This is a genomic window from Burkholderia anthinoferrum (assembly GCF_002925705.1).
Lineage (GTDB): Bacteria > Pseudomonadota > Gammaproteobacteria > Burkholderiales > Burkholderiaceae > Burkholderia > Burkholderia semiarida.
The window spans coordinates 73,987-98,189 of sequence record NZ_LFZP01000045.1 but is presented as its reverse complement, the minus strand read 5'-3'; the positions used below and the strand labels follow the sequence as shown (position 1 = coordinate 98,189).

The following is a 24,203-nucleotide window of genomic DNA, read 5'->3' as shown; positions in this document are numbered from 1 at the left end:
AGTGGTCAGTAGGGTGTTGTGGTGAGCGACGGGCACCGGGCGCTGGCTGGCCTCGATGGGCCGCAATACGGGCACGTAGACACTACTCGCAACCGCGCCGCACCGGAAGTCGAATTGGCCCTGATTGCAATCGATTTCAGCGGATTGAAGGCGGCAATCCAGCGCGACGGCATGGGCTGTGCACGGCGACTGCCTGGTCGAACCGTTCGCCGCGGGCATTCTGGATCCACTTAAAAATACTCTTTTAAATCAGGTCATTTTTCCGATTCGGGCCGTAATTTGTCTGTAAAATCGCGCGAGCGAAACCGCTCAGCGCGCCATCCGAGGGCGCGTCAAAAGAAGAAAAGGCCGTAGCCATGAACATGCAGAACACGATCGCCGCATTGCGCGGCGGGTTGCTTCAGCAGGACCGGTTGCTGAAGCTCGAGACGCCATTGGGGAGCAACGTCCTGACCGTACAGCGGGCAGTCGGCCGCTCACGCATCGGGCGCGCGTACGAGTTCACGCTCGACGTGCTGTCGACCGACAGCGATCTGGAACTCAAAAAACTGATCGCGCAGCCGGTCACGTTGTGGATCCAGCAAGGCGACCGCAGCTACCGGCCGGTGAATGGCTACGTGCACACCGCGCGTCGCCTGGGCGCCGACGGCGGGCTCACGACCTATCAGCTGACGTTTGCCGATTTCACCCATTTCCTGAAGTTCCGTCGCGACCAGCGGATCTGGAACGATACGACCGTCGATCAGATCATCAGCGACGTGCTGGACCAGCATCCGCAGGCGAAGGGCCATTTCCGCTTTGCGCTGTCGAAGCCGCTGCCGAGCCGTTCGTACACGCGTCAGCACGATACCGACTGGCATTTCGTGCACCGGCTGATGGAGAGCGAAGGCCTTTACACCACGTGGCAGCAGGCCGACGACGGCAAGTCGCATACGCTCGTGATCACCGACAACCTGCAGGCGTTCGCGCCGCTGTCGCCGCAGGCCGTGCGCTTCTATCACGGCGGCGCGGCGAGCGAAACTGACGCGCTCACGCAATGGTCCGGCACGCGCACGCTGCAGAGCGTGACCCGAACGACACGCACGTTCGACTACAAGAATCCGTCTCAACCGTCGAATCCGAAAGGCACGTCGCTGCCGACGATGGCCGGCCAGGGCGAATTGCCCGACCAGCTCGAAGTGTACGAGTACACCGGTGCGTACACGTATCTGGATCAGACGCGCGGCGATCATCTGACGAAGATCCGGATGGAGCAGTGGGAGTCGGAGGCGAAGCGCTTCCACGGCGCGGGCGGCGTGCGTGCAATGGATGCTGGCCGGCGCTTCACGCTGGCGGACCATCCCGAACACGATCGCGATCCGGCCGACCAGCGCGAATTCGCGGCGATCGGCGTCGAATGGTGGATCGAGAACAACCTGCCCGTTGCCAGCAGCAGCGCCGATTTCCCGTACAGCCTGCGCGAAGCATTGACGCAGGCGCAGGACGGCTATGGCGCCGACCCCGCGTTTCGCGTGCCGCACGACGACGGCTCGGTCGGCTTCTATCTCGTCGAGGTCGAAGCACAGCGCGTGAGCGTGCCGTATCGCAGCCCGTTCGAACACGAGAAGCCGAAGATGCATCTCGAGACGGCGATCGTCGTCGGGCCGCAGGGCGAGGAAGTCTATACCGACGAGCTGAACCGGATCCGCGTGCAGTTCGTGTGGGACCGCCTGAACCCGGGTAACGAGAACGCGTCGTGCTGGGTGCGCGTCGTGCAATCGGATACCGGCGGCGGCTACGGCGGCGTGCACGTGCCGCGCATCGGCGAGGAAGTGCTGATCGACCATGTGGGCGGCGACTGCGACCGGCCGCTCGCCGTCGGGCGCGTGTACAACGGCGCGAACCAGCCGCAGTGGCATAGCGACGGGATCCTGTCCGGGTATCGGTCGAAGGAGTATTCGGGCGGCGGCTACAACCAGCTCGTGATGGACGACGCGACCGGGCAGAACCGCGTGCAACTGATGAGCAGCAGCGCGAACAGCCTGCTGCATCTCGGCTACATCATCGACCAGAACGGCAATGCGCGCGGGTCGTATCTCGGTAGCGGCTTCGATCTGCGCTCGGATGCGTACGGCGCGGTGCGGGCGAGCCAGGGCTTGTACGTGACGACCCATCCGAAGGCGGCGAACAGCCAGCCGCTCGACGTGAAGGAAGCGCAGCAGCAGCTCGTGACGGGCGAGAGCCTGATCGAAGCGATGTCGGGCGTGAGCGAGCAGCATCAGGCGGAAAGCCTGAAGGAGGCGCACGAAACGATGCGCGCGTTCACCGACGCGACGCAGGACAGCAAGTCGGGCAACGCGTCCGGTGGACGTACGGCGGGCGGCGGCACGGGCAGTGCGAATGCGTTCAAGGAGCCGGTGATGCTGTTCGGCAGCCCGTCGGGGATCGGGATGTCGACGCAGCAGTCGCTGCACGTTGTCGCGAACGATCACGTGAACGTGGCGAGCGGACAGAGCGTGCACGTGGCCGCGGGCAAGTCGCTGATCGGGAGCATCGGGCAGAAGCTGAGCCTGTTCGTGCAGAACGCAGGGATGAAGCTGTTCGCGGGCAAGGGCAAGGTCGAGATCCAGGCGCAGTCGGACAACGTCGAGGTGACCGCGCAGAAGGCGGTGAAGGTTGTGTCCGCCACCGACCGGATCGAGATCGCGGCCGATCAGGGGATTCTGCTGACGAGCGGCGGCGGGTATATCCGCATCAAGGACGGCAACATCGAGATTCATGCGCCGGGCGCCGTCGATGTGAAGGGGGCGTCGCACACGTTCGCCGGGCCGGCGAGCATGGGGTATCCGTTGCCGAGCCCCCGGCCGGATCAGCCGGGGCAGCTCGAACTGTTTCACAAGTACGTGAACGGCGAGGCGGTGAAAGGCGGACTGTTCACGGTGAAGGACGTGAACGGCGCCGTGCTGAAGAAAGGCGCACTCGACGACAGCGGTCATACGGTTGTGAGCGGGTTGCCGCCGGGCGCGGTGCGCGTCGAGTTCGGGAAGGATCCGCGCGAGTCGGATCAGCCGGCGAACTATTTCAAGCGGGCGAAGTGGCCGGCGGAGCCCGTGCAACCGTCGCCGGAAGCCGCGCAGGCCGCGGCAAGCGGACAGCTCGCGAGCCAGCTGCAGGGGATGGCGCCGGCCGCGACGACAGCGGCGATGGGGCTGGTGAGTGGCGGCAACGCGGGCGCGGCCCTCGGCGGGCTCGCGAGCGCCGCATTGCCGGCCGCTGCGACTGCGTTGGGTGGTGCCGGCGTTGCGTCGGCGTTGCAGACGGCCTCCAGCTTGAGCGGTGCGGCGAAGCAGGTGGCCGGGATGGTTCAGGCCGCACGTCAGGGCGGGCTTGCCGCGCTGGCCGCGCCGGCTGCGAATGCGGCGTCTGGCGCATTGCAGGGCGCATTGCCGGGCGTCGCCGGTATCGCGGGCAAGGGCGCCACGACCGTGGCGTCGGCCACGGGCGCGACGGGCATGAAGCTGCCGACGAGCGGGTTTGGCGGGCCGTTGAAATCCTGAGAGAGCGCGGCTTGTCAGCCGTCTTGAAAAAAAACGAATTGAACGAAGAACGACATGGCACAACAACTTCCACCGGGCGCTGAGAAGGAACAGGCTGTTACCTGGCTCAGCGATGTTTCCGCCAAGGATGTCGCCGCGGTCGGCAACCGCTTCGATGCGTGGTTGCGACGGATCAGCGGCAACCACATCACGTTCGAGGACGTGAAGACGTTTGCCGGTGCGGTGCCGATCATCGGCAACATCATGGCGATGGTCGACGCGCTCGGGGATATTGCCGAGATCATCGAGAAGCGCGGCGGCCAGGTACTCGATTACATGAGCCTCGCGATCAACCTGCTCGGCATCATTCCGATTCCGCCGACACTCGCGCCGTTCCGGATGTCGGCGCGCCCGCTGCTCGCGCTCGTCCGTCACGAATTGCTGGCGACCCGCAACAATCTCGGCGCGGCGATCATCTCCGTGCTGGTCACGCATATCAACGCGACGTGTGCGACCGAGATCGAGGATTTTCTGAACAAGCTGAAGGCTGGCCTCGTCGAGCTGCTCGACGGATGTGCATCGACATGCCAGGAAATTATGCTCGCGCTGGCGACGGGCATGGACAAGGCGCTGCACGGTCAGCTCTTCGACGCCAACGCGAATCTGAAGCGACAGCAGCAGCTCGCAGAGAAGATGGCCGACGACCGGCCGTGGTACAGCCCGAGCCGCGTCGGTGACGGCATTCAATTCGCGTACGAAGGAACCAAGGCGCTCGGAAAGAAGGTCATCAACAAGACTGCGGGCACCGTGGCGACGCTCGCGCCGGATGCATGGCTCGAGCCGTTTCGAAGCACGGTGACTTTCCTTCGGACCGAAGCGCCGAAGATTGCGTCATCGATTCGCTCGCTTGCAGGCAGTGAAGAAGGCAAGATGATGTGGCTGGTCTTGCAACTGATCGAGGCAGTCGGGCGCGTCAAGGCACGCGCAAAGCTTCATGAGCAGACTGCGGACGTCAAGGCAAGCGGGAAGAGCCAGGCGAAGAAGACGCGCGGGCAGGAGGGGCTCGAGAAAACCGACGGGCAAGCGCCGGCCGAAGGACCGGGGAAGAGCGCGTGCAAGGCATGCGGGCTCGGGGCATCACCGGCATCCATCGATTTCGCGTTCGGCGACGAAACGTTTTCGCACGTGGATTTCGACCTGCCGGGCGCCATGCCCGTCGTATGGGAGCGTACCTATCGTTCCCGGCTGTCAGCCTATGACAACGGTGAACTCGGTGCACGATGGATCACGCCGTATACGACGCGAATCGACGTCAAGAACGGTCAGTGGATCTATCGCGATGCGGAAGGGCGCAGCATCGAGTACCCGGCGCTTGCGGCCGGTGCGGTGCACGACGATCTGTCCGAGAACCTGACGCTGTCGCGGCTCGACGATACCTGGGTGACGATCGCATACGGCCATGACGTGCTGCATGTGTACGAGCGCCGCGGCGACGCGTTCCGGCTTGCGATGCAGAAGGACCGCGCCGGCAACACGATCACGCTCGACTACGATGCGCTCGATCGCGTTGCGCGCCTGATCGATGCGAGTGGCAATGTGCTCGCGTTCGAACACGACAGGCACGGCCGTATCGTGCAGATCGAGCACGTGCTCAAGGACGGTGCGCGTCGCACACTGGCGAGCTACGAATACGATGCGGACGGGGACCTCGTGCGCGCGGTCGATCGTCATGGCAATGCGCGGACGTATCAATATCACCGCCACCTCGTGACGCGTTACACGGACCGAACCGGCCGCGGAATGACGCTCGAATGGGACGGCGCGGATGCTGAAGACAATGCCGACGCGAAATGCATTCGCGAATACGCCGACGACGGCAGTCTGGATCTCCGGCTCGCGTGGAATCCGAACATCCGTCTGACCTACGTGACCGACGCGCTCGGTCAGATGACGCGGTACTACTTCAACATCCACGGCTACGTGTATCGGATCGTGTATCCGGATGGTAACCAGGAGTGGTTCCGGCGCGACGCCCATCACAATCTGGTGCTGCATATCCGGCAGGACGGCAGCATCGAGCGTCGCGAATACGACACGCGCGGCAACCTGATTCGGCACGAGCGGGCGGACGGCAGCGTTGTCGAGATGGCGTATGACGACAAGGATCAGATGATCCGGCTCGTCGATCCGAATGGTCATGTATGGCAGCGCAAGTACGACGACGCGGGCAACGTCGTCGAGGAAATCGATCCGCTCGAACATTCCACGAAGTACGAATACAACGACAAGGGTTTGCCGACGCAGATCACCGATGCGAAGGGCGGCTCGAAGACGCTCGAGTACAACGATGCCGGGCAGATGACGAGGTATACGGACTGCTCCGGAAAGACGACGGAGTGGCGGTACGACGATATCGGGCGTGTGATCGAGACGAAAGATGCGGCCGGAGGCGTGGTTGCCTATCGTTACGGCCCGAACGGACAACCGACGGAAGTGCGTTCGCCTGCCGGTGTCGAGCAAGTCCAATACGACGCGGAAGGCCGTTTGCTGCGGCATACCGATCAACTCGATCGTTCGACGCGATATGGCTACGATGCGGCCGGCCGCATTGCGAGTCGCGCCGATGCGCTCGGGCAGACGGTTGCGTATCGCTATGACCGTCTCGGCCGCTTGTCCGCGCTGACCGATGCGAACTTTGCGACGTACCTGTTTCACTACGATCCTGCGGGACGGCTGATCGAGGAGGTGGGCTTCGACGGCAAGTCGACGCGCTATCAGTACGACAGCGTGAGCGGCAGTCTCGTTTCGATCGATGAAGCGGGTTGCGTGACTTCGGTCGAAGTCGATGCAAACGGCCGGCTGCTGAAGCGCGCCGCGGGGGAAAGCGAAGAGCGGTTTGCCTACGATCGGAGCGGCAGATTGATCGACGCGGTGAATCGGTACAGCCGCGTGCAATTCTTCTTCGATCCGGTTGGCAATCTGGTGCGTGAACATCACGCCTACGATCTGTTCGGCGACCGGCGCAGCTACGTATGGCATCACGAATACGACGAACTCGGCAATCGGCGGCGTACCGTTCGGCCGGACGGGCATGTGGTCGACTGGTTGATGTATGGCTCGGGGCATGTGCACGGAATGCTGCTCGATGGCGAGGAGCGCGTGCAGTTCGAGCGTGACGATCTTCATCGCGAGACGGTGCGCGTGTTGTCGAGCAAGGTTGGGCAGCGCACGCACTATGATCCGGCCGGACGTGTGTTGCAGCAGACGATCCAGCGGTCGACGTCACCTGCGCCGCTTGCGGAGCGGCGGTATCGCTATGACGCGGCGGGGCAGTTGTCGCGGATCGAGGACAGCCGCAAGGGCGGGACCGACTATCGATACGATCCGGTCGGACGGTTGATCGAGGCAATCAGTCCGGTCGCGAAGGAACGGTTTGCGTTCGATCCGGCAAGCAACATCATCGATCCGGTGCGAACGGCGGAGACGCCTGCATCGCGTCCGAGCCCGGTGCGGCCGGAAAGCACGTTGCCGGTCGAGGTGCCGAAGGTGCTCGGGAACCTGCTGAAGGCGTATGCGGGGATGCACTTCGAGTACGACGCGCGCGGGAATCTGGTGCGCAAGCGTACGCCCGCGGGTGAGCAGGAATACGAGTGGGATGAGTTCAATCGCTTGCTGCGCGCGCGGGTTGCCGAGACGTCGCGGCAGAGTCAGGCGCGGTATTTCTATGATGCGTTCGGGCGACGTATCGCGAAGGAGGTGAACGGCGCGCGGACGGTGTTCGGGTGGGACGGTGACACGCTGGCGTACGAGAGTGATGGCGAGCGTGGCACGCATTATCTCTACGAGCCGGGGACGTTCGTGCCGCTGGCGCAGTATGTGGCGGAGCCCGTCGATGGGATCGCGACGCCGGAGTGGAAGAGTACCGACCGCTATGTGCCGGAGGAGGATCCGCTGCAGAAGGTGCCGGAGCGGCGGAGTGACGCGGCGGTGTTCTATTACCACTGCGATCAGATCGGTACGCCGCAGTTGCTGACGGACGACGACGGCGACGTTGTGTGGGAAGCGTCGTACAAGGCGTGGGGCGAAGCGCGGGAGGTGATTGCGCGGGCGTCGAAGGCGGCGGGGATCGCGCCTAAGAATCCGTTGCGGTTTCAGGGGCAGCAGGTCGATGACGAAACAGGGCTGCATTACAACCGGTATCGGTACTACGATTCCGGAAGTGGGCGCTTCGTTGGCAAAGATCCGATTGGGCTCGCTGGCGGGATCAACGCGTATCAATATGCTGACAACCCAACAGGGTGGATCGACCCGCTCGGCCTTGCTCGCTGTCCTTGCGATCCGTGTGGTAAGTCTCGTCGGTCAAGTCTGAGAGATATTCGTCGGCAGCTCGGCATCCCCTTGTCTCAGCAGCCCATCAGCCAGAAAATGGTCCCGTTGACGGATTCCAGCGGAAATTGGCTTCTTGGCGACAACAACAAGCCCGTCATGACGCGGGAATTGACCTATCAGGTCGGTGGTAAAAACGTGGTCATCCAAGACCATTCCGCAGGCCACGTATTCGGAGAAGGGGGGATCGGCGATCAACCGTCACACCACAACGTACGCCCCGAAGAAAACACCCGCACAGGAAAGATTCAGGGAATGGATGATCACTATTACTTCGACTGCCGGAACAAGAAATGAACCCGATACAGCGGATCATGAATCCACAAGCCCTTACGGCGCTTTATGGGAGCGAAGCACCACTTGATGGTGCCGAGATCCTTGAGGTCCAACTCAAGCGGGACGAACCTCGACTGTCGGTGAGAATCATGACCACTCAGAAGCCTGTTTCGCAGCCGAACCGATGGCCGAAAGACTATGACGTCGTCTATCTGAGCTTGTCATTTATCGGTGTTTCCGGCCTCTCCATCGGAGGGTGGGGGTACGATAACATTGTTGCGTCGTTTGTATCGACCGTCGCCGATAATGTTGCTGCGATAACGATTAATTGCAAGGAAGGCGCGTCGATTGCGTTGAAGTACGACTGGGTTCGCGTAGAGGGAATCACGTACGGCAATCTAGGTAGCGCCTAACTTTTCCAGTCCGCGCATAACTCGATGCGCTGAATCGACCCACTTGGGCTGGCTCGTTGCTCTTGCGAGCGCTGCTCAAAATGGGACGTTGGTCAGTACGACGAGCTCAAGAGGCGTTCAGCTTCAGGTGCCAATCGCGCAAGCGTACATTTACGACGCCGTTCCTGAGGACCAGCGTTCTCCATTTACTTATGGCTATTGTGGGGAACCCGATGCGCTCAGTCACATTGCCGCGAGCAATAATGTCAAATCGGTCGATGAGTTGAGGGGTATTACTCAAGGCGCAACATCAACAACTATCAGAAATGACGGAAAGCATTTGAAGTTCTGTCCCTCTTGTGCTCAAGTGATGCGGAAATTGGGAGTGTGTGACGGAGTGAAGGAATGATTGATCATCGGGAAGTGAGCGAAGTCGAATCGCTTGAGGTAAGGCTGCTCGAAAAGAATGCTTCATTCAGCGAAATCACGAATCATTATGCAAAATTTCTGCTTGATCTTGTTCAAGGAGAGGTGCTGGGAAATTTAATTCGTGATCGAGAGAAGCGGATTGCTGCGGCGTATTTAAAAATGGTTCCAATCATTGATGATATAAAGTCGCCGCGGTTAACAAGAAGGCAGGTGCTTGCGAGGCTATGGCACCTGGAAAAGGTGGCGCGGAAATCAAATACCGCATTTTCTGCTCTGGTTCGATGTGTAATTTGCTGCTTTGGAAGTGAGGGGCAATGGCTGCAAGATGATATCCGGGATGAGACACCGCTCTATGTCTATTTGTTCTTTTTGAAAATAGTTGGGCCGGAGTTGGCAAAATATTTTATTGAATATTTTGGCCGAGTGGGAGGACATCTGATGGCATGCGAGTGTGACACTTGAGCGGGTGTGCCGATTTGCGACCAGATCGATACACCGCGATGACTGACGAACAATTGCGATGATGTGGTGTGGGATGCGTCGTACAAAGTTTGGGTGAAGCGCGAACGGTGATTTCGCAGGCGTCGAAGGCGGCCGGGCTTGTGCCGAAGAATGTGTTCGGTTTCAGGGGCAACAAGTCGACGAGAAGACGTTACGAATGGGAAACGTCAATGAGACGAAACATGGGCACGATACTGTGTAAATCGCATGGCGCGACCGATCTGATACACGTTTCAAGCGATATCGCGGCCGACATAAAAACGGATGCGGGGCGCCTGGAAATGCTCCGTTATGACATCGACTGGCTGGGAGACGGACGCCCCGACATTTCGTACTTCGTCTCGACGGAGGTGGCGAAACAGTTCAGTCTGCCAGAGCCTGGTGATGCGCCATTTGGGCCGGATTTCGAGGAGCGGCATGCGGCTGTCTTCGGCAAGCTTGCCGCTGTTTGCGCCAAGTGTTTTGGCGAGTATCAGAGCAGAGTTGCCTGACCGGTTTGGGAAATAGGTATTGCGATATCGTGAATCTCTGGCAGCCGATATAGCCGGCATGGGCTCGTCAGACGGTTGACCCGACGGTATTTTTCGATCCACATGCAGCGCGCACCCCCACCCGCCTGCAACGGAAACCTGCCGATCGCGCTCGCTTGAAATTGGCATAATCACGGCCTGCCGTGAGGTTCTCGCGGCCGATGCAACGCAATCATCCGGATACCACCGCAATACCCATGTCGATCGACTCCCCGACCGAAGTGTCGCTACAACATATTCTCGAACGCCCCGGCGATTTCTCCGGGTGGCTTTACCTGCCGCCGATGCCGTGGGCGCTCGATACCGAGGGGGCGTTTTTCGAAGACGTCGATGACGCGGCAGCCGACGTTGCGCCTGCCATGGCGGCCCAGCCCGGCTGGAAAGTCACGCTGGACAGCGCGACGATCGAGGACATCGTGATCAACGCACACGATCAGGTGGACGAGCCGAGCGTCGCGCAATTGCTCGACGCGTTTGTCTTCTATGTCGAGAACGATGCATTTATCCTGTTTTGACGCCACGCATAGCGAATGCGAACGACGACAGTGATCGAGGAAACAACCATCGGCAATCGTTCACACGTGACGGAAGCGCCGTGCGACGACCCTGCGCAAGCGATCGCGGCCGTCGAACGACTGAACGGCCGCGATCGCTCGACCGTCGCCTTCGACGCGAGCGATGCAACGGTGATGACGATTGGCGGCGGCCACGACGCCGATACGTCGTCTTCATCGCATCGGAGATCGATGCCGCATTACTGAACCTGACGACGCCCGGAGTGTCGGCGGACGAAACGGTCGAACTCGTGGCGGGCGGCCAGAGAGGCCGCTATCCGGCGCGACAGTGCGTCGACCTCGCGACGGCGACGCGGGCGGCAGCCTATTTTGTATCGACTGGCGGCGCCGATCCGCGGTTATGCTGGCAAGCCGGCTGACCCTCCGCGCGAGGGGAAGGACATGAACATGGCGGACGATTTGGCAGCGCTGCGCGCACAACAGGACGCCGTTTGCGCACGCTACGGCCTGCATGCCGTCGAACCTGAAGACATGGTTGCCGTCGCGATGTCGACGCTCGGGCGCATGCCCGTCTACGGCACGCGCGTCGCACTGTCCGAAGGCGACAACGTCGGATGGTTCTTTCATTGCGGCGAATATTCCGACGCCGCCGACTTCTATCAGCCGTTGCATGCGGCGCACCTGTCGACCTATCTGCCATCGGTTCTGCCATATCTATGGTTGCCGGCCGGCGCACGCTTCATCATCGACGATGCCGGCTATGAAGACGTGTGGATGGAGTGAGGCACCGACACGCCGCCGATCTTTTTCAGTTGTTTGGACAAAGCGGGCAGAAGCGAAAAAGGACCGCAAGCGGTCCTTTCACCATGAAGCGTTGCTGAAAAACGCGCGCCTGTTACGGCAACGAAATCGTCAAATTAGCCGATTCCGGCCCAACCTTGATGACTTGCGAATAAGGCGCCAACGCCTGCAGCGTCTTGTCCTTGAGATAAGTATTGAGCCCGAGATACCCGAGTAGCGCCACGAGCGCGAACACGGCCCCGATCGCCCAGACCGGCACCTCGCGCTTGAGTCGATGCGCGATCTGGTCGGGCAGCGGCCAATGCGGCGCGAACGGCGCGCGTTTGCCCTTCATGTGCGCGATCTCGTCGCCGAGCCGCGCGGTGAGATAAGCCAGCTTCTCCGGCCCTTCGAGCAGATACTTGCCCTGGAACCCGAGCAGCAGGCACATATGGAACACCTCGAGCGACTGCAGCCGCGCCGCGCCCTGCGCGCGACATTCCTCGAGATACTGGAAGAATTTCTCGCCCGCGAGCTGTTCGCCGAACAGCACGAGCTGCAGCGGCCGGCGCTCCCAATCCGCGCGGATCTTGAACTGCGACGACAGCACCATTTCGTCGATCGCCGCGCAGAACGCGAACTTCGCGCCGTACACGTCCTCGGCGGCGATGTTCAGCTTCTTCGCGCCGCGCTCGAAATCGGACAGGAATTCCTGGATCCGCGTGCTGAACTCGCTGGCGCTGTCCGGCTCCCGCCCGTTCTTGAGCAGGAACAGCATGAAGAACCCGTCGTACAGCAAATCGAGCAGCGAGCGGGCCTGGAACGCGGAATCCGTCGACGCCGGGCTGTGCAGGGGCGGCGGCACGTTGTCGCCGAACAGGGAAGGCGCGTAGCTCATGATGTGACCGCGATCAGTTCGAATTTCAGGTCATTGATGCCAGTCGGCGCGTAGATCATCGCGGACTGGGCCTGCAGCATGCGCTCGTACAGCGGGCTGCGCGAATCGAGCGCGAAGTAGCACGCGCCGGGGCGCACCGGAATCGCGGGCGGCACCTGCGGCGTGTACGACAGCCGCACGCCGGGCATCGCCGACAGCACGAGCTTGTCGACGTCGTCGGGCGCGCCGACCTTGAAGCGGGCCGGCACCGCATCGACGAGCTCGACGCTCGGCATGTCCGCGGACACCGCCAGATAGAACTCGGTCTTGTCGTCGATCTTGCCGGAATCGAGGCGGCCGAGGTGGAACGACGGGCGCACCTCGTCGAGCGTGATCGCGAAATAGCGCGTCGAGATCACGGTGTCGAGCAGTTCGCGCAGCATCAGGTCGAGACGCGCGAAGCTCGGGCCCGGATCGTCGTGGCGGTACACGGGCAGGTCGGCGAGCGTGTAGCCCTTCGAGAACGTCATCAGCTGGCCCGCGAGGCGCAGCAGCTCTTGGAACAGCCGCTCCGGATGCAGCGCCGCGTGCTGGTGCAGGTGCGCGAGCGTCGCGAACGCGGCATTCGCGGTGTGCAGCAGCCAGAACGATGCGATGTCGCCCGAGCGGAACTCGATGATGTTCTTCGACGGCTCGCGGTGGAAGCCGTACAGCGCGTTCACCTTCGCCTGCAGCGCGTCGACGAGCTGGCGCAGCCGCTGGTGCAGGATCGGCGACGCCTCGATCGCGAGGCACGGCGGCACGAAGCTGTCGTCGATCTCGAAGCCGGACGTCGCGGTGCGGCGCACGCGCACGAGCGGCACGGACAGCAGCTGGTCGCGCGGCTCGCTGTGCGCGATCAGCTTGACCTGCGTCTTCAGGAACGTGATGTCGGCTTCGGCGGCGTCGGTGAAATTGTCGGCGACGCTCGTCTGCTCGCTGACGAACCGCGTCATGAAGCCGGCGGCCGGATCGTCGCTGTAGTTGGTGCCGTTCTCGCGCAGCGGATGCAGCGCGAGATAGAACACGAATTCGTTGATGCCGTCGGGCAACGTATCCAGCGCGATCGGCGGCGGCAGGTCGTCGGCCTGCGGCGCGGCATACAGCGCGCCGTCCGGAAACACGAGCGCGAGGTCGGCTACCCGCAGCACGTTGCTGCCGAGCGCGTCGCGGTCGATGCGCACCGAGCGCACGCCCCAGTTGTACGGCTGGATCGCCTGGATGGACTCGAACAGGCGCGCCTCGTGGTACGCGTCCTGCCGCTGAAAGTGTTGAGGCCGGAGGAACAGCCCTTCCCCCCACAGCACCTTGGCCGAATAACTCATGTCAAATCCGGTTAATGTGGCGTTGCGATGTAATCGATTTGTTCGTGCCCGAATTAAATCGCCAATTGTTAACTCTTGTTAATTGACATTCGTGCGTCATGTTTAACCGCAGGACACCGAAGACAGCATATTCAGCGGCTGCGAAGGCGCACCCTGTTGCGGTGCGATGACCGTGCCGCCGGTGACCGTCATCGCGCAGTTATGCAGGCCGATGATTATGCCGGATTTCTCCGACTTCGCCGGATCGAACGTCAGTTTCCATCGTTGCAGCGCGGGATCGCGGAACAGCGCGACGATACCGAATGCCTGCGCTTCGCGCGACACCTTCTCGGTCGCCGTATAGCGCTGGCCCGGAATCAGCGTGATTTCGCGCACGTTCAGCAGGTCGGCGCCGAGTGCGGCTTTTTCCTTGGTCGGATCGGTAAATGCGTCGAACGGCGCTTGCTGGAACGAGGTCGGGTCTTTCAGCGCATAGAGCCGGACGACGAGCGCGAGCGGCTTGTTGTCGGTCGCGGCGTTCAGGTTCGGCGCGGCGGCCAGCGTCAGCCCGATGTTGCGCGGCGGCTTCTGCGCATCGGGCACCTCGGGCTTGCCGATGCCGGCCGCGGACATCACGGCGCTCGCGGCCGAGCCGAGCAGCGGGGCGGCCGCGCATCCGGCCAGAAGGGCGCAGGCGACCAGCGGCAGCGCGTAGCGAATCATGGACGATCTCATCGTGTTTCCGGCGTGCCGCCTTTATCCCTGTCAAAACTGCCGGGTATTACCACGTTCGCTGCGGGTCCCCGACACTGCACCGTTCAACTATTAAGCACGCTCGCGTCAAGGCGAGCGCTCGGAAATTTTTTCCGCCGCTGGGGCGGCGCGCCGTGCGACCAGTAAAACTTGCGCTTCCCGGCCCGACGAAAAACCGCCGCGAGCCCGCCACGAGCGGTCATTCGAGGGGGTAGCGCCCGGTTTTAAAAGGAATTACTCTTCACACGACGATTGAATTATGAAAAATTGATCGGTACTATACCCGCGCGCTTCTTGCAAAGCAAAAGAACCAGATTCTCAACGATTTAAAACTCACGCGCCGGTGGATATAACGATGAAAGACCGTCTGTTCGCAAAACTGTCTGGGGTAGTGGTGGCTTGCGGCGTGATCGCCGGCTGTGCGAGCCAGCCTCCCGCGCCGCCGACTGCGGAAGTGTTCAACAAGTCGCTGGCCGATGCGGACGCCGTCGCGAAGGCGGGGGACCAGGACAAGGCGCTCGGCCTGTACCAGCAGCTCGCGAAGTCGGATCCGACGCGCGAGGAGCCGTGGTCGCGCATCGCCCAAATCCAGTTCGCGCAAAACCATTACGGCCAGGCGATCGTCGCCGCGCAGGAAGCGCTGCAGCGCGACGCGACCGATCGCCAGGCGAAGAGCGTGCTGGCCGTCGCCGGCCTGCGGATCGCCACGCAGTCGCTCGGCGAGCTGCGTCAGGATGCGTCGCTCGCGGGCGACGCGAAGTCCGACGCGCAGGCGCTCGCGAAGCAGCTGCGCGACACGCTCGGCGAGTCGGCGCTGTTCCCGCCGGAGCAGCGGGCGCAGACGAGGAAGTACAGCGGCCGCCGTACGGTGCATCGTGCGAAGGCCGGAGCCGCACCGGCCGCGGACACGGCCGCGAGCGCCGCCCCGACTCCGACGCCCCCCGCGGCGCAAAAGGGCAGCGCGGATCCGTTCGGCGCACTGCGCAACTGAAACCGCAACTGACGCGATAACCACAACTAACCTGGGAGCCGTCGAGATGGCCAAGAAAGAAAGCATTCAGAAAAGCTTGCAGAAAATACGGCCGCCGCGCGTCCAGCTGACCTACGAGGTCGAGAAGGGCGATGCGATCGAGGTGAAGGAACTGCCGTTCGTCGTCGGGGTCGTCGGCGATCTGGCGGGCCAGTCCGAAATCGAGCAGCCGAAGCTGCGCGACCGCAAGTTCGTCAATATCGACCGCGACAATTTCGACGACGTGATGAAGGCGATCGAGCCGCGCGCCGCGTTCCAGGTGGAAAACCGCCTGAGCCCGGAAGGCGGCAAGTTCGCGGTCGACCTGAAGTTCCGCTCGCTGTCGGATTTCAGCCCGGACGAAGTCGTCGAACAGGTCGAGCCGCTGCGCCGCCTGCTCGAGGCGCGCTCGAAGCTCGCCGACCTGCGCAACAAGCTCGCCGGCAACGACAAGCTCGAGGATCTGCTGTCCGAGGTGCTGAAGAACACGCAGCAGCTGCAGGAGCTCGCGAAGGGCACCGGCAGCGACAAAGACGGCGAATGACGACGGAGTGTTGAGATGAACCAGCAAACGGCTGCGGCCCAAGCGAGCGGCGCGGAATACGCCGCCGGGACTTCGCTGCTCGACGACATCGTCGAGAAGAGCAAGGTCGCGAAATCCGATTCCGAGCATGCGCGTGCGAAGGACCTGATCGGCGAACTCGTGCACCAGGTGCTCGACGGCACGGTGATCGTGTCGGACAACCTGTCGGCCACGATCGACGCGCGCGTCGCGGAACTCGACCGCCTGATTTCCACGCAGCTTTCCGCCGTGATGCACGCGCCGGAATTCCAGCGCCTCGAAAGCACGTGGCGCGGGCTGGACTATCTGGTCAAGGAAAGCAACACGGGCCAGACGATCAAGATCAAGGCGCTGCACGCGCCGAAGCGCGACCTCGTGCGCGACTTCAAGGGCGCGAGCGAGTTCGACCAGAGCGCGCTGTTCAAGAAGGTCTACGAAGAGGAATTCGGCACGTTCGGCGGCTCGCCGTTCGGTGCGCTGATCGGCGATTACGAGATCTCGCGCCAGCCGGAAGACATGTACTTCATCGAGCAGATGTCGCACGTCGCGGCGGCCGCGCATGCGCCGTTCATCGCGTCGGCGTCGCCGGAGCTGCTCGGCCTGGAGTCGTTCTCCGATCTCGGCAAGCCGCGCGACCTCGGCAAGGTGTTCGACACGGTCGAGTACGCGAAGTGGAAGTCGTTCCGCGACGCCGAGGATTCGCGCTACGTCGGCCTGACGCTGCCGCGCTTTCTCGGCCGGCTGCCGTTCAATCCGAAGGACGGCCAGACCGCGGAGAATTTCAACTTCGTCGAGGACGTCGACGGCACCGATCACGACAAGTACCTGTGGTGCAACGCGGCATGGGCCTTCGCGGCCCGCCTGACGGCCGCGTTCGACGACTTCGGCTGGTGCGCGGCGATCCGCGGCGTCGAAGGCGGCGGCCTCGTCGAGGATCTGCCGACCCACACGTTCAAGACCGACGACGGTGAAGTCGCGCTGAAGTGCCCGACAGAAATCGCGATCACCGATCGCCGCGAGAAGGAGCTGAGCGACCTCGGCTTCATCCCGCTCGTCCATTGCAAGAACTCAGATTACGCCGCGTTCTTCGCCGCGCAGTCGGTGCAAAAGCCGAAAAAGTACAGCACCGACAGCGCGAATGCGAACGCCGTCCTGTCCGCCCAGCTTCAGTACATCTTCTCGGTATCGCGCGTCGCGCATTACCTGAAGGCGATGATGCGGGACAAGATCGGCAGCTTCGCATCGGCGCAGAACGTGGAGACTTTCCTCAACCGGTGGATTTCGCAGTACGTCCTGCTCGACGACAACGCCTCGCAGGAACAGAAAGCGCAATTTCCGCTGCGCGAGGCATCCATACAAGTGTCGGAGATTCCGGGCAAGCCGGGCTCGTATCGTTCGGTCGCGTTCCTGCGCCCGCACTTTCAGCTCGACGAACTCTCGATTTCTCTGCGACTTGTCGCTGATCTGCCCAAACCGGCAAATTCATAAGCGAGTAAATCGCCCGGGCGGGCCGCCTGGGTAGGACGTTAAAACCACCTCTTTGGGGAGTCGAAGGGCCATGTTACATATGCACTTGCAGTTTGGTAGTCCCGCGGTGAAGGGCGAGTCCGCGGACAAGGACCACCAGGGCTGGATCGAACTGAAATCGTGGGATCACTCGATCGTTCAGCCGCGTTCGGCAACCGCATCGACCGCTGGCGGTCACACGATGACGCGTTGCGAGCACGGCGACATGATCTTCACGAAGGAAATCGATTCGTCGAGCCCGCTGCTGTACCAGCACGCTTCGGGCGGTACCACGTTCGACGAAGTGACGGTCCATTTCTCGCGCGCGGACGGTGAAGGCAAGCGCGTGCAGTATCTGGAAGTCAAGCTCAAGTACGTGATCATCTCGAGCATCGCCCCGAGCGTTCGCGAGGAAGGTCTGCCGATCGAGACGTTCTCGCTGAAGTACGCAGCCGTGCAGTGGAAGCAAACCCAGCAGAAGATCGGCGGCAACCAGGGCGGCAACACGCAGGGCGCCTGGAGCCTGACGAAGAACGACAAGACCTACGCGGTCTAAGGTCGGTTGCGGCAACGGGGCGCTCGCGTCCCGTTGCCGTTTTCGCTGTCAACACCGGCCGATGAAACGATTCGAACCCAGTTTTCTCGACAAGCTGTTCGACGACGAACCGCATCTGCCGGCCTCGGCCGCGATGCGGCAATTGTCGCTGGACGAGCTCAAGACCACGGTCGCCCGCGACGTCGAGGCGATCCTCAACACCCGTATCGCGCACACCGAGAACGAGCTGGCCGCGCTGCCGGAATGCCAGAAATCGGTGCTGACCTACGGGCTGAACGATTTCGCGGGGCTGAGCCTCGCGAGCCACTACGATCGCGCGTTCATCTGCAAGTCGATCCAGCAGGCGATCGCGCGCCACGAGCCGCGCCTGCAGCAGGTGCAGGTGACGTTCGAGCTGAACGAGCAGGCCACCAACGCGCTCTATTTCGCGATCCAGGCGTTGCTCGTGGTGCACCCGGCCGAGGAGCCGGTGAATTTCGACGCGATGCTGCAACCGTCGACGCTGCAGTATTCGGTCACGCGCGCACGCGCGGCACGCATGCAGTAAATCAAGCCGCCGAGCGGGCCGGACCGCCCGGTGGTGAATCAGGTCCGGCAGGAAATATTGAGGTTCGGGGTCGTCGATGGAAGAATTGCTGCCGTATTACGAACGCGAATTATCGTTTTTGCGGCGCTATTCGCGAGATTTCGCCGAACGCTATCCGAAGATCGCCGCGCGCCTCGCGCTGTCCGGCGAGCATTGCGAGGATCCGCACGTCGAGCGGATGATCGAGTCGTTCGCGCTGCTCGGCGCGCGCATCAACAAGAAGCTCGACGACGACTACCCGGAATTCACCGAAGCGCTGCTGGAAGTGCTGTATCCGCACTACCTGCGGCCGTTTCCGTCGTGCTCGATCGCGCAGTTCACGCCGGCTTCGCCCGGCCAGCAGACCGAACCGGTCGTGATCGATCGCGGCACCGAGCTGAAGAGCCGCCCGATCCGCGGCGTGCAATGCCGGTTCCGCACCGCCTACGACGTGACGCTCGCGCCGATCCGCATCTCGGAGGCGCGCTACACGCCGGTCGCGCTCGCGCCGAGCGCGACGGTGCTGCCGTCGAATGCGACGGGCGTGATCTCGATCACGTTCGAATCGCTCGCCGCGCAGCTCGATCTCGGCGCGCTGAAGCTGCCCACGCTGCGCGCGCACCTGCACGGCGAGCAGTCGTTCGTCGCCGCGCTGACCGACTGCCTGTTCATCAACGTGCTCGGTGCGTATGTCGAGCCCGAACGCAACGGCCGCTGGACTGCGCTGCGCAAGCTGCCGATCGCGCAGGCCGGCTTCGCCGAGGACGACGCGCTGATCGACTATCCGGCGAAGTCGCATCCCGCGTACCGTCTGCTCACCGAGTACTTCGCGTTCCCCGACAAGTTCGATTTCGTCGATTTCGACCTCGCGGCGATCGCACGCGCGTCGGGTCGCTGCCAGCGCGCGACGCTGCATCTCGTGCTGCAGGACGTGCGCGGCGATTCGCACGTCGCGCGCCTGCTCGAGCTGCTGACGGCGAGCCATTTCCGGCTGTTCTGCACGCCGATCGTCAACCTGTTCCGCCAGCACGGCGAGCCGATTCGCATCACGCACCGCGCGGTGTCGTATCCGGTGATCGCCGAGGCGCGGCGCGCGTTCGCATACGAGGTGTATTCGATCGACTCGGTGAAGCTCGTCCGGCAACAGGCGCACGAGGAATCGGTGATCGAGTTCCGGCCGTTCTATTCGCTGCATCACGGCGAAGCGGCGCGCATCGGCCACTACTGGTTCGCGCGCCGCAATGACTGGGTCGCGCAGAAGAGCCCCGGCTACGAAACCGAGATCTCGATCGTCGACATCGACTTCGAGCCGACGTCGCCGCAGACCGACACGCTGAGCCTCGACCTCACCTGCACGAACCGCGACCTGCCTTCGATGCTCGCGTTCGGCCTCGAAGGCGGCGACCTGTTCCAGGAGGGCGGCGCGCAGACGAGCGGCATCTCGCTGCTGCGCCGGCCGACACAAAGCGTGCGCTTCGAGCGCGGCCGCGCCGCGCACTGGCGGCTCGTGTCGCATCTCGCGCTCAACCACGTGTCGCTCGTCGCGCACGGCCTCGCGCCGCTGAAGGAAATGCTGACGCTGTACGACCTGCGGCGCACGGCCGTGTCGATGCGCCAGATCGACGGCCTGGCCGGCGTCGAACAGCGCGGCGCGGTGCAGTGGCTGCCCGGCAAGCCGTTCGCGACCTTCGTGCGCGGCATCGAGATCCGGCTGACGATCGACGAGGAGCACTTCGTCGGCGCGAGCCTCGCGTCGTTCGTGCGGGTGCTCGACAGCTTCTTCGGGCTGTACGTCCACCTCAACAGTTTCGTTCAATTGGTCGTCGTGTCGAAGCGCACCGGCGAGGAGATCATCCGATGCAAGCCCCGAACCGGCGAATCGATCCTGGCGTAGTCGACGCGCTGCTCGACGAGCCGCACCGCTTCGAGTTCTTCCAGGCGGTGCGCGTGCTCGAAGGGCTGTTCGCGCGGCAGGCGTCGGATGCCCCCGGCGCGTGGCGGCAGGGCGACGTGGTCGCGCAGCGCATCGAATTCCGCAACACGCTGTCGCTCGGCTTCCCGCCGAGCGAGATCGAAGGCGCGCGCTCGTTCGACGACGGCGGCGCGCCGCTGAACTCGGGCGAGCAGCGCGGCGCCGCGCTGGCCGCCGGCGAGCTTGGCCGCGTCGAGCTGACGCCCGCGTTCTTCGGGCTGCTCGGCGGGCAGGGCGCGCTGCCGCTGCACTACACCGAGCAGATCGTCGCGCGCGAGCATCTGCGGCGCGACCACGCGGCGCGCGCGTTCTTCGACGTGTTCTCGAACCGCGCGACCGCGCTGTTCTACGCGGCGTGGAAGAAATACCGGCTGCCGTTCCATTACGAACTCGACCGCGACGAGCGCTACCTGCCGCTGTTGCTCGCGATCGCGGGCGTGCCGAGCGACGAGGTGCGCGACAGCCTCGCGGCCGGCCCGGGCGGCGTGCTCGACGAGGCCGTGGCCGGCTACGCGCTCGCCGCGCGGCACCGGCCGATGTCGGCCGCCTACCTGCAGCGCACGCTGTCCGACTACTTCCGCGTGCCGGTGAAGATCGACCAGTTCGTCGGCAAGTGGTACGACGTGCCGCCCGATCAGCTGAGCGTGCTCGGCGAAGTCAACGCGGTGCTCGGCGCGACGGCGCTCGTCGGCGAGCGCGTGTGGCAGCGCGACATGCGCGCGCGGATCGTCGTCGGCCCGCTGTCCAAGCGCGACTACGAGGCGTTCCTGCCCGGCGGCGCGCACGCCGTCGCGCTCGAGCGAATGCTGACGCTGCTCGCCGGCGTCACGCTCGAGTACGAGGTGAAGCTCGTGCTGAAACGCACGGAAGTCGGCGCGAGCGTGCTCGGCGCGGGCTCGCGGCTGGGCTGGGACGCGTTCCTCTGCACGCGCGACGCGGCCGAGGACCGGTCCGATGCCCGCTACGAACTGCACGTGATTCACTGATCCCGAACGACAACAAACACGCAAACGAACCTGAGACCGACGCCATGAGCACGCCTCTGAAGACCCTGATCACGAAACTGAACCCGCTGTGCCGGCACGCGACCGAGCGCGCGGCGAGCGCGTGCCTGGCGCGCGGCCACTACGAGGTCGATCTGGAGCACCTGTTCCTCGCGCTGCTCGACGAGGCGACGGGCGACCTGCCGCTCGCGCTGCGCGCGAGCCGCGTCGATCCGCACGCACTGCACGCCGATCTCGAACGCGAACTCACGCGCCTGAAAACGGGCAACACGCGCACGCCGGTGTTCTCCGTCCATCTGATCGCGCTGTTCGAGCAGGCATGGCTGATCGCGTCGCTCGATTCGCAGCTCGGCCGCATCCGCTCGGGGCACCTGCTGCTCGCGCTGCTGACCGCGCCGGATCTCGCGCAGTTCGCGCAACGGATGTCGTCGCGGTTCGCGGAAATGAACGTGACGGACCTGAAGCACAAGTTCGACGAAATCATGGCCGGCTCGAGCGAAGCCGAGCCGCGCCAGGCGGACGACGACGACAGCGACGTCGCGCCGGCCGCCGACGGCATGGCGCCCGCGGCCGGCCCGTCGAAGACGCCCGCGCTCGACACGTACACGACCAACCTCACGCAGCGCGCGCGCGACGGCAAGATCGATCCGGTGATCGGCCGCGAAGCGGAGATTCGCCAGGCGATCGACATCCTCATGCGCCGCCGCCAGAACAACCCGATCATGACCGGCGAGGCCGGCGTCGGCAAAACGGCGGTCGTCGAAGGGCTCGCGCTGCGCATCGCGGCCGACGACGTGCCGCCGCCGTTGCGCGGCGTCGCGCTGCACGTGCTCGACATGGGGCTGCTGCAGGCCGGCGCGAGCGTGAAGGGCGAGTTCGAGAACCGGCTGAAGAGCGTGATCGACGAGGTGAAGAAGAGCGCGCACCCGATCATCCTGTTCATCGACGAGGCGCACACGATCATCGGCGCGGGCGGCCAGGCCGGCCAGAACGATGCGGCGAACCTGCTGAAGCCGGCGCTCGCGCGCGGCGAGCTGCGCACGATCGCCGCGACGACGTGGAGCGAATACAAGAAGTACTTCGAGAAGGATGCGGCGCTCGCGCGGCGCTTCCAGGTGGTGAAGGTCGAGGAGCCGAGCGAGCCGCTCGCAGCCGCGATGCTGCGCGGGATGTCGGGCCTGATGGAGAAGCATTTCAACGTGCGGATCCTCGACGATGCGATCACCGAGGCCGTGCGCCTGTCGCACCGCTACATCAGCGGCCGCCAGTTGCCGGACAAGGCGATCAGCGTGCTCGACACCGCATGCGCGAAGGTCGCGCTCGCGCACAGCGCGACGCCGGCCGCGATCGACGACACGAAGAAGCGCATCGAGCGCATCGATGCGGAAATCGCGTCGCTGGCGCGCGAGGCGGCGGGCGGCGCGGCGCACGACGAGCGGCTCGGCGAGCTGCGCGCCGCGCGCGACACGGCGCTCGAACAACTGGCGAAGGATGAAGAACGCTACGAAGCCGAGCGCGTGATCGTCGCCGAGATCACCGAGCTGCGCGACACGCTCGACAAGGCGCGCGGCCCGTCGGAAGACGGCGAACCCGTCGATGTGCACGCCACGCGCGAGAAGCTGGCCGAACGCGTCGCCGCGCTGCACGCGCTGCAGGGCGGCGAGCCGATGGTGCCGCTGCAAGTGGACGGCCATGTCGTCGCCGAGATCGTCGCCGCGTGGACGGGCATCCCGCTCGGCCGGATGGTGAAGGACGAGATCGACACCGTGCTGAACCTGCAGCCGCTGCTCGCCGCGCGCGTGATCGGGCAGGACCATGCATTGGAGGCGATCGCGCAGCGCGTGCGCACCGCGACCGCGAACCTCGAGGATCCGAACAAGCCGCGCGGCGTGTTCATGTTCGTCGGGCCGTCGGGCGTCGGCAAGACCGAGACGGCGCTGGCGCTGGCAGACATCCTGTACGGCGGCGAGCGCAAGATGGTCACGATCAACATGAGCGAGTACCAGGAAGCGCACAGCGTGTCGGGCCTGAAGGGCTCGCCGCCGGGCTACGTCGGTTACGGCGAGGGCGGCGTGCTGACCGAGGCCGTGCGCCGCAACCCGTATTCCGTCGTGCTGCTCGACGAGGTCGAGAAGGCGCACCCCGACGTGCTCGAGATGTTCTTCCAGGTGTTCGACAAGGGCACGATGGACGACGCGGAAGGGCGCGAGATCGACTTCCGCAACACGCTGATCATCCTGACGTCGAACGTCGGCTCGGCCGCGGTGATGCAGGCGTGCCTGAACAAGCCGGCCGAGGAGCTGCCCGATCCGGACGCGCTCGCCGAGACGCTGCGTCCGCAGCTGTACAAGACGTTCAAGCCGGCGTTCCTCGGCCGGATGAAGGTCGTGCCGTACTATCCGATCTCCGACGACGTGCTGGCCGAGATCATCGAGCTGAAGCTCGAACGCATCCGGCGCCGGATCGACGCGAACCACAAGGCCGCGTTCGAATGGGACGAGTCGCTCGTCGACGCGGTGCTCGCGCGCTGCACCGAGGTCGATTCGGGCGCCCGCAACGTCGACCACATCCTGAACGGCACGCTGCTGCCGGAGATCGCGGGCCACGTGCTCGGCCGGATCGCCGACGGCGCGGCCATCGCGCGCATCGCGGTGCGCGCGGACGAGGCCGGCGAATTCGCGTACACCGTCGAATGAGCGCGGCCGCGCCCAGTCAAGCATTGATGAACTGAC

General features: G+C 63.8%; 20 protein-coding genes. 17 read left to right on the top strand and 3 right to left on the bottom strand.

Features of this window, described 5'->3' with window-relative positions; translation table 11 throughout:
- Window positions 1–356: 356 nt before the first annotated feature.
- The 9 genes from tssI to C5F75_RS16885 all read left to right on the top strand — a co-directional run bounded on the left by tssI (window position 357) and on the right by C5F75_RS16885 (window position 11,327).
- Complete coding sequence (gene tssI, locus C5F75_RS16915; protein ID WP_104012466.1) at window positions 357–3,536, top strand: type VI secretion system tip protein TssI/VgrG; 3,180 nt, start codon at window positions 357–359, stop codon at window positions 3,534–3,536.
- A 54-nt stretch (window positions 3,537–3,590) separates the two neighbouring features.
- A complete protein-coding gene (locus tag C5F75_RS16910) occupies window positions 3,591–8,198 on the top strand; it encodes an RHS repeat-associated core domain-containing protein (RefSeq protein ID WP_081066462.1) in 4,608 nt (1,535 codons plus the stop codon).
- The gene (locus C5F75_RS16905; protein WP_059577199.1) at window positions 8,195–8,590 is read left to right on the top strand and encodes an immunity 50 family protein; all 396 of its coding nucleotides are present in this window, start codon (window positions 8,195–8,197) and stop codon (window positions 8,588–8,590) included. Before C5F75_RS16910 ends, C5F75_RS16905 begins: the two co-directional genes overlap by 4 nt.
- Before the next feature lie 384 nt (window positions 8,591–8,974).
- A complete protein-coding gene (locus tag C5F75_RS36350) occupies window positions 8,975–9,460 on the top strand; it encodes a hypothetical protein (RefSeq protein ID WP_146075208.1) in 486 nt (161 codons plus the stop codon).
- 221 nt (window positions 9,461–9,681) lie between these two features.
- Entirely contained in the window at window positions 9,682–9,990 is a 309-nt protein-coding gene (locus tag C5F75_RS16900) for a hypothetical protein (protein WP_059577196.1), read from the top strand.
- Between the two features lie 236 nt (window positions 9,991–10,226).
- The gene (locus C5F75_RS16895) at window positions 10,227–10,544 is read left to right on the top strand and encodes a DUF7716 domain-containing protein (protein ID WP_059577193.1); all 318 of its coding nucleotides are present in this window, start codon (window positions 10,227–10,229) and stop codon (window positions 10,542–10,544) included.
- A 15-nt stretch (window positions 10,545–10,559) separates the two neighbouring features.
- Window positions 10,560–10,790, top strand: coding sequence for a hypothetical protein (locus C5F75_RS36790; RefSeq protein ID WP_059577190.1), 231 nt, complete (start codon window positions 10,560–10,562; stop codon window positions 10,788–10,790).
- Between the two features lie 17 nt (window positions 10,791–10,807).
- Entirely contained in the window at window positions 10,808–10,963 is a 156-nt protein-coding gene (locus C5F75_RS37635) for an Imm1 family immunity protein (protein WP_181035428.1), read from the top strand.
- Complete coding sequence (locus C5F75_RS16885) at window positions 10,914–11,327, top strand: immunity protein Imm33 domain-containing protein (RefSeq protein WP_226094288.1); 414 nt, start codon at window positions 10,914–10,916, stop codon at window positions 11,325–11,327. Before C5F75_RS37635 ends, C5F75_RS16885 begins: the two co-directional genes overlap by 50 nt.
- Window positions 11,328–11,439: 112 nt before the next feature.
- Here the strand turns inward: C5F75_RS16885 and icmH are convergent, their stop codons facing one another.
- From icmH to tssJ, 3 genes are all read right to left on the bottom strand, one after another.
- A complete protein-coding gene (gene icmH, locus C5F75_RS16880) occupies window positions 11,440–12,222 on the bottom strand; it encodes a type IVB secretion system protein IcmH/DotU (RefSeq protein WP_059577187.1) in 783 nt (260 codons plus the stop codon).
- On the bottom strand, window positions 12,219–13,565 hold the full coding sequence (gene tssK, locus C5F75_RS16875) for a type VI secretion system baseplate subunit TssK (protein WP_059577185.1): 1,347 nt from the start codon (window positions 13,563–13,565) through the stop codon (window positions 12,219–12,221). The genes icmH and tssK overlap by 4 nt, the downstream gene beginning before the upstream one ends.
- A 102-nt stretch (window positions 13,566–13,667) precedes the next feature.
- Window positions 13,668–14,279, bottom strand: coding sequence for a type VI secretion system lipoprotein TssJ (gene tssJ, locus C5F75_RS16870; protein WP_059577183.1), 612 nt, complete (start codon window positions 14,277–14,279; stop codon window positions 13,668–13,670).
- 373 nt (window positions 14,280–14,652) lie between these two features.
- Here tssJ and C5F75_RS16865 point away from each other — a divergent pair, with 373 nt between their 5' ends.
- From C5F75_RS16865 to tssH, 8 genes are all read left to right on the top strand, one after another.
- Entirely contained in the window at window positions 14,653–15,288 is a 636-nt protein-coding gene (locus tag C5F75_RS16865; protein WP_059577181.1) for a tetratricopeptide repeat protein, read from the top strand.
- 46 nt (window positions 15,289–15,334) lie between these two features.
- Window positions 15,335–15,850 (top strand): type VI secretion system contractile sheath small subunit, encoded by a 516-nt coding sequence (gene tssB / locus C5F75_RS16860; protein ID WP_027783377.1) that lies wholly within the window; start codon window positions 15,335–15,337, stop codon window positions 15,848–15,850.
- A gap of 15 nt (window positions 15,851–15,865) precedes the next feature.
- Entirely contained in the window at window positions 15,866–17,356 is a 1,491-nt protein-coding gene (tssC, locus tag C5F75_RS16855) for a type VI secretion system contractile sheath large subunit (protein ID WP_006484397.1), read from the top strand.
- 70 nt (window positions 17,357–17,426) lie between these two features.
- Window positions 17,427–17,930, top strand: a complete 504-nt coding sequence (locus tag C5F75_RS16850) for an Hcp family type VI secretion system effector (RefSeq protein ID WP_059449787.1) — start codon at window positions 17,427–17,429, stop codon at window positions 17,928–17,930.
- Between the two features lie 61 nt (window positions 17,931–17,991).
- Complete coding sequence (tssE, locus tag C5F75_RS16845) at window positions 17,992–18,477, top strand: type VI secretion system baseplate subunit TssE (RefSeq protein WP_034183677.1); 486 nt, start codon at window positions 17,992–17,994, stop codon at window positions 18,475–18,477.
- A 76-nt stretch (window positions 18,478–18,553) separates the two neighbouring features.
- A complete protein-coding gene (gene tssF, locus C5F75_RS16840; RefSeq protein WP_059577179.1) occupies window positions 18,554–20,389 on the top strand; it encodes a type VI secretion system baseplate subunit TssF in 1,836 nt (611 codons plus the stop codon).
- Window positions 20,353–21,453, top strand: coding sequence for a type VI secretion system baseplate subunit TssG (gene tssG, locus C5F75_RS16835; protein WP_059577176.1), 1,101 nt, complete (start codon window positions 20,353–20,355; stop codon window positions 21,451–21,453). Before tssF ends, tssG begins: the two co-directional genes overlap by 37 nt.
- Before the next feature lie 44 nt (window positions 21,454–21,497).
- Window positions 21,498–24,167, top strand: coding sequence for a type VI secretion system ATPase TssH (gene tssH, locus C5F75_RS16830; protein WP_059577174.1), 2,670 nt, complete (start codon window positions 21,498–21,500; stop codon window positions 24,165–24,167).
- The last annotated feature ends 36 nt before the right edge of the window (window positions 24,168–24,203 follow it).

Excerpts from the sequence above, each read along its gene's own strand:
- tssI (WP_104012466.1), top strand. The coding sequence starts at position 357 with ATGAACATGCAGAACACGATCGCCGCATTGCGCGGCGGGTTGCTTCAG.
- C5F75_RS16910 (WP_081066462.1), top strand. The coding sequence starts at position 3,591 with ATGGCACAACAACTTCCACCGGGCGCTGAGAAGGAACAGGCTGTTACC.
- C5F75_RS16905 (WP_059577199.1), top strand. The coding sequence starts at position 8,195 with ATGAACCCGATACAGCGGATCATGAATCCACAAGCCCTTACGGCGCTT.
- C5F75_RS36350 (WP_146075208.1), top strand. The coding sequence starts at position 8,975 with ATGATTGATCATCGGGAAGTGAGCGAAGTCGAATCGCTTGAGGTAAGG.
- C5F75_RS16900 (WP_059577196.1), top strand. The coding sequence starts at position 9,682 with ATGGGCACGATACTGTGTAAATCGCATGGCGCGACCGATCTGATACAC.
- C5F75_RS16895 (WP_059577193.1), top strand. The coding sequence starts at position 10,227 with ATGTCGATCGACTCCCCGACCGAAGTGTCGCTACAACATATTCTCGAA.
- C5F75_RS36790 (WP_059577190.1), top strand. The coding sequence starts at position 10,560 with ATGCGAACGACGACAGTGATCGAGGAAACAACCATCGGCAATCGTTCA.
- icmH (WP_059577187.1), bottom strand. The coding sequence starts at position 12,222 with ATGAGCTACGCGCCTTCCCTGTTCGGCGACAACGTGCCGCCGCCCCTG.
- tssK (WP_059577185.1), bottom strand. The coding sequence starts at position 13,565 with ATGAGTTATTCGGCCAAGGTGCTGTGGGGGGAAGGGCTGTTCCTCCGG.
- tssJ (WP_059577183.1), bottom strand. The coding sequence starts at position 14,279 with ATGAGATCGTCCATGATTCGCTACGCGCTGCCGCTGGTCGCCTGCGCC.
- C5F75_RS16865 (WP_059577181.1), top strand. The coding sequence starts at position 14,653 with ATGAAAGACCGTCTGTTCGCAAAACTGTCTGGGGTAGTGGTGGCTTGC.
- tssB (WP_027783377.1), top strand. The coding sequence starts at position 15,335 with ATGGCCAAGAAAGAAAGCATTCAGAAAAGCTTGCAGAAAATACGGCCG.
- tssC (WP_006484397.1), top strand. The coding sequence starts at position 15,866 with ATGAACCAGCAAACGGCTGCGGCCCAAGCGAGCGGCGCGGAATACGCC.
- C5F75_RS16850 (WP_059449787.1), top strand. The coding sequence starts at position 17,427 with ATGTTACATATGCACTTGCAGTTTGGTAGTCCCGCGGTGAAGGGCGAG.
- tssE (WP_034183677.1), top strand. The coding sequence starts at position 17,992 with ATGAAACGATTCGAACCCAGTTTTCTCGACAAGCTGTTCGACGACGAA.
- tssF (WP_059577179.1), top strand. The coding sequence starts at position 18,554 with ATGGAAGAATTGCTGCCGTATTACGAACGCGAATTATCGTTTTTGCGG.
- tssG (WP_059577176.1), top strand. The coding sequence starts at position 20,353 with ATGCAAGCCCCGAACCGGCGAATCGATCCTGGCGTAGTCGACGCGCTG.
- tssH (WP_059577174.1), top strand. The coding sequence starts at position 21,498 with ATGAGCACGCCTCTGAAGACCCTGATCACGAAACTGAACCCGCTGTGC.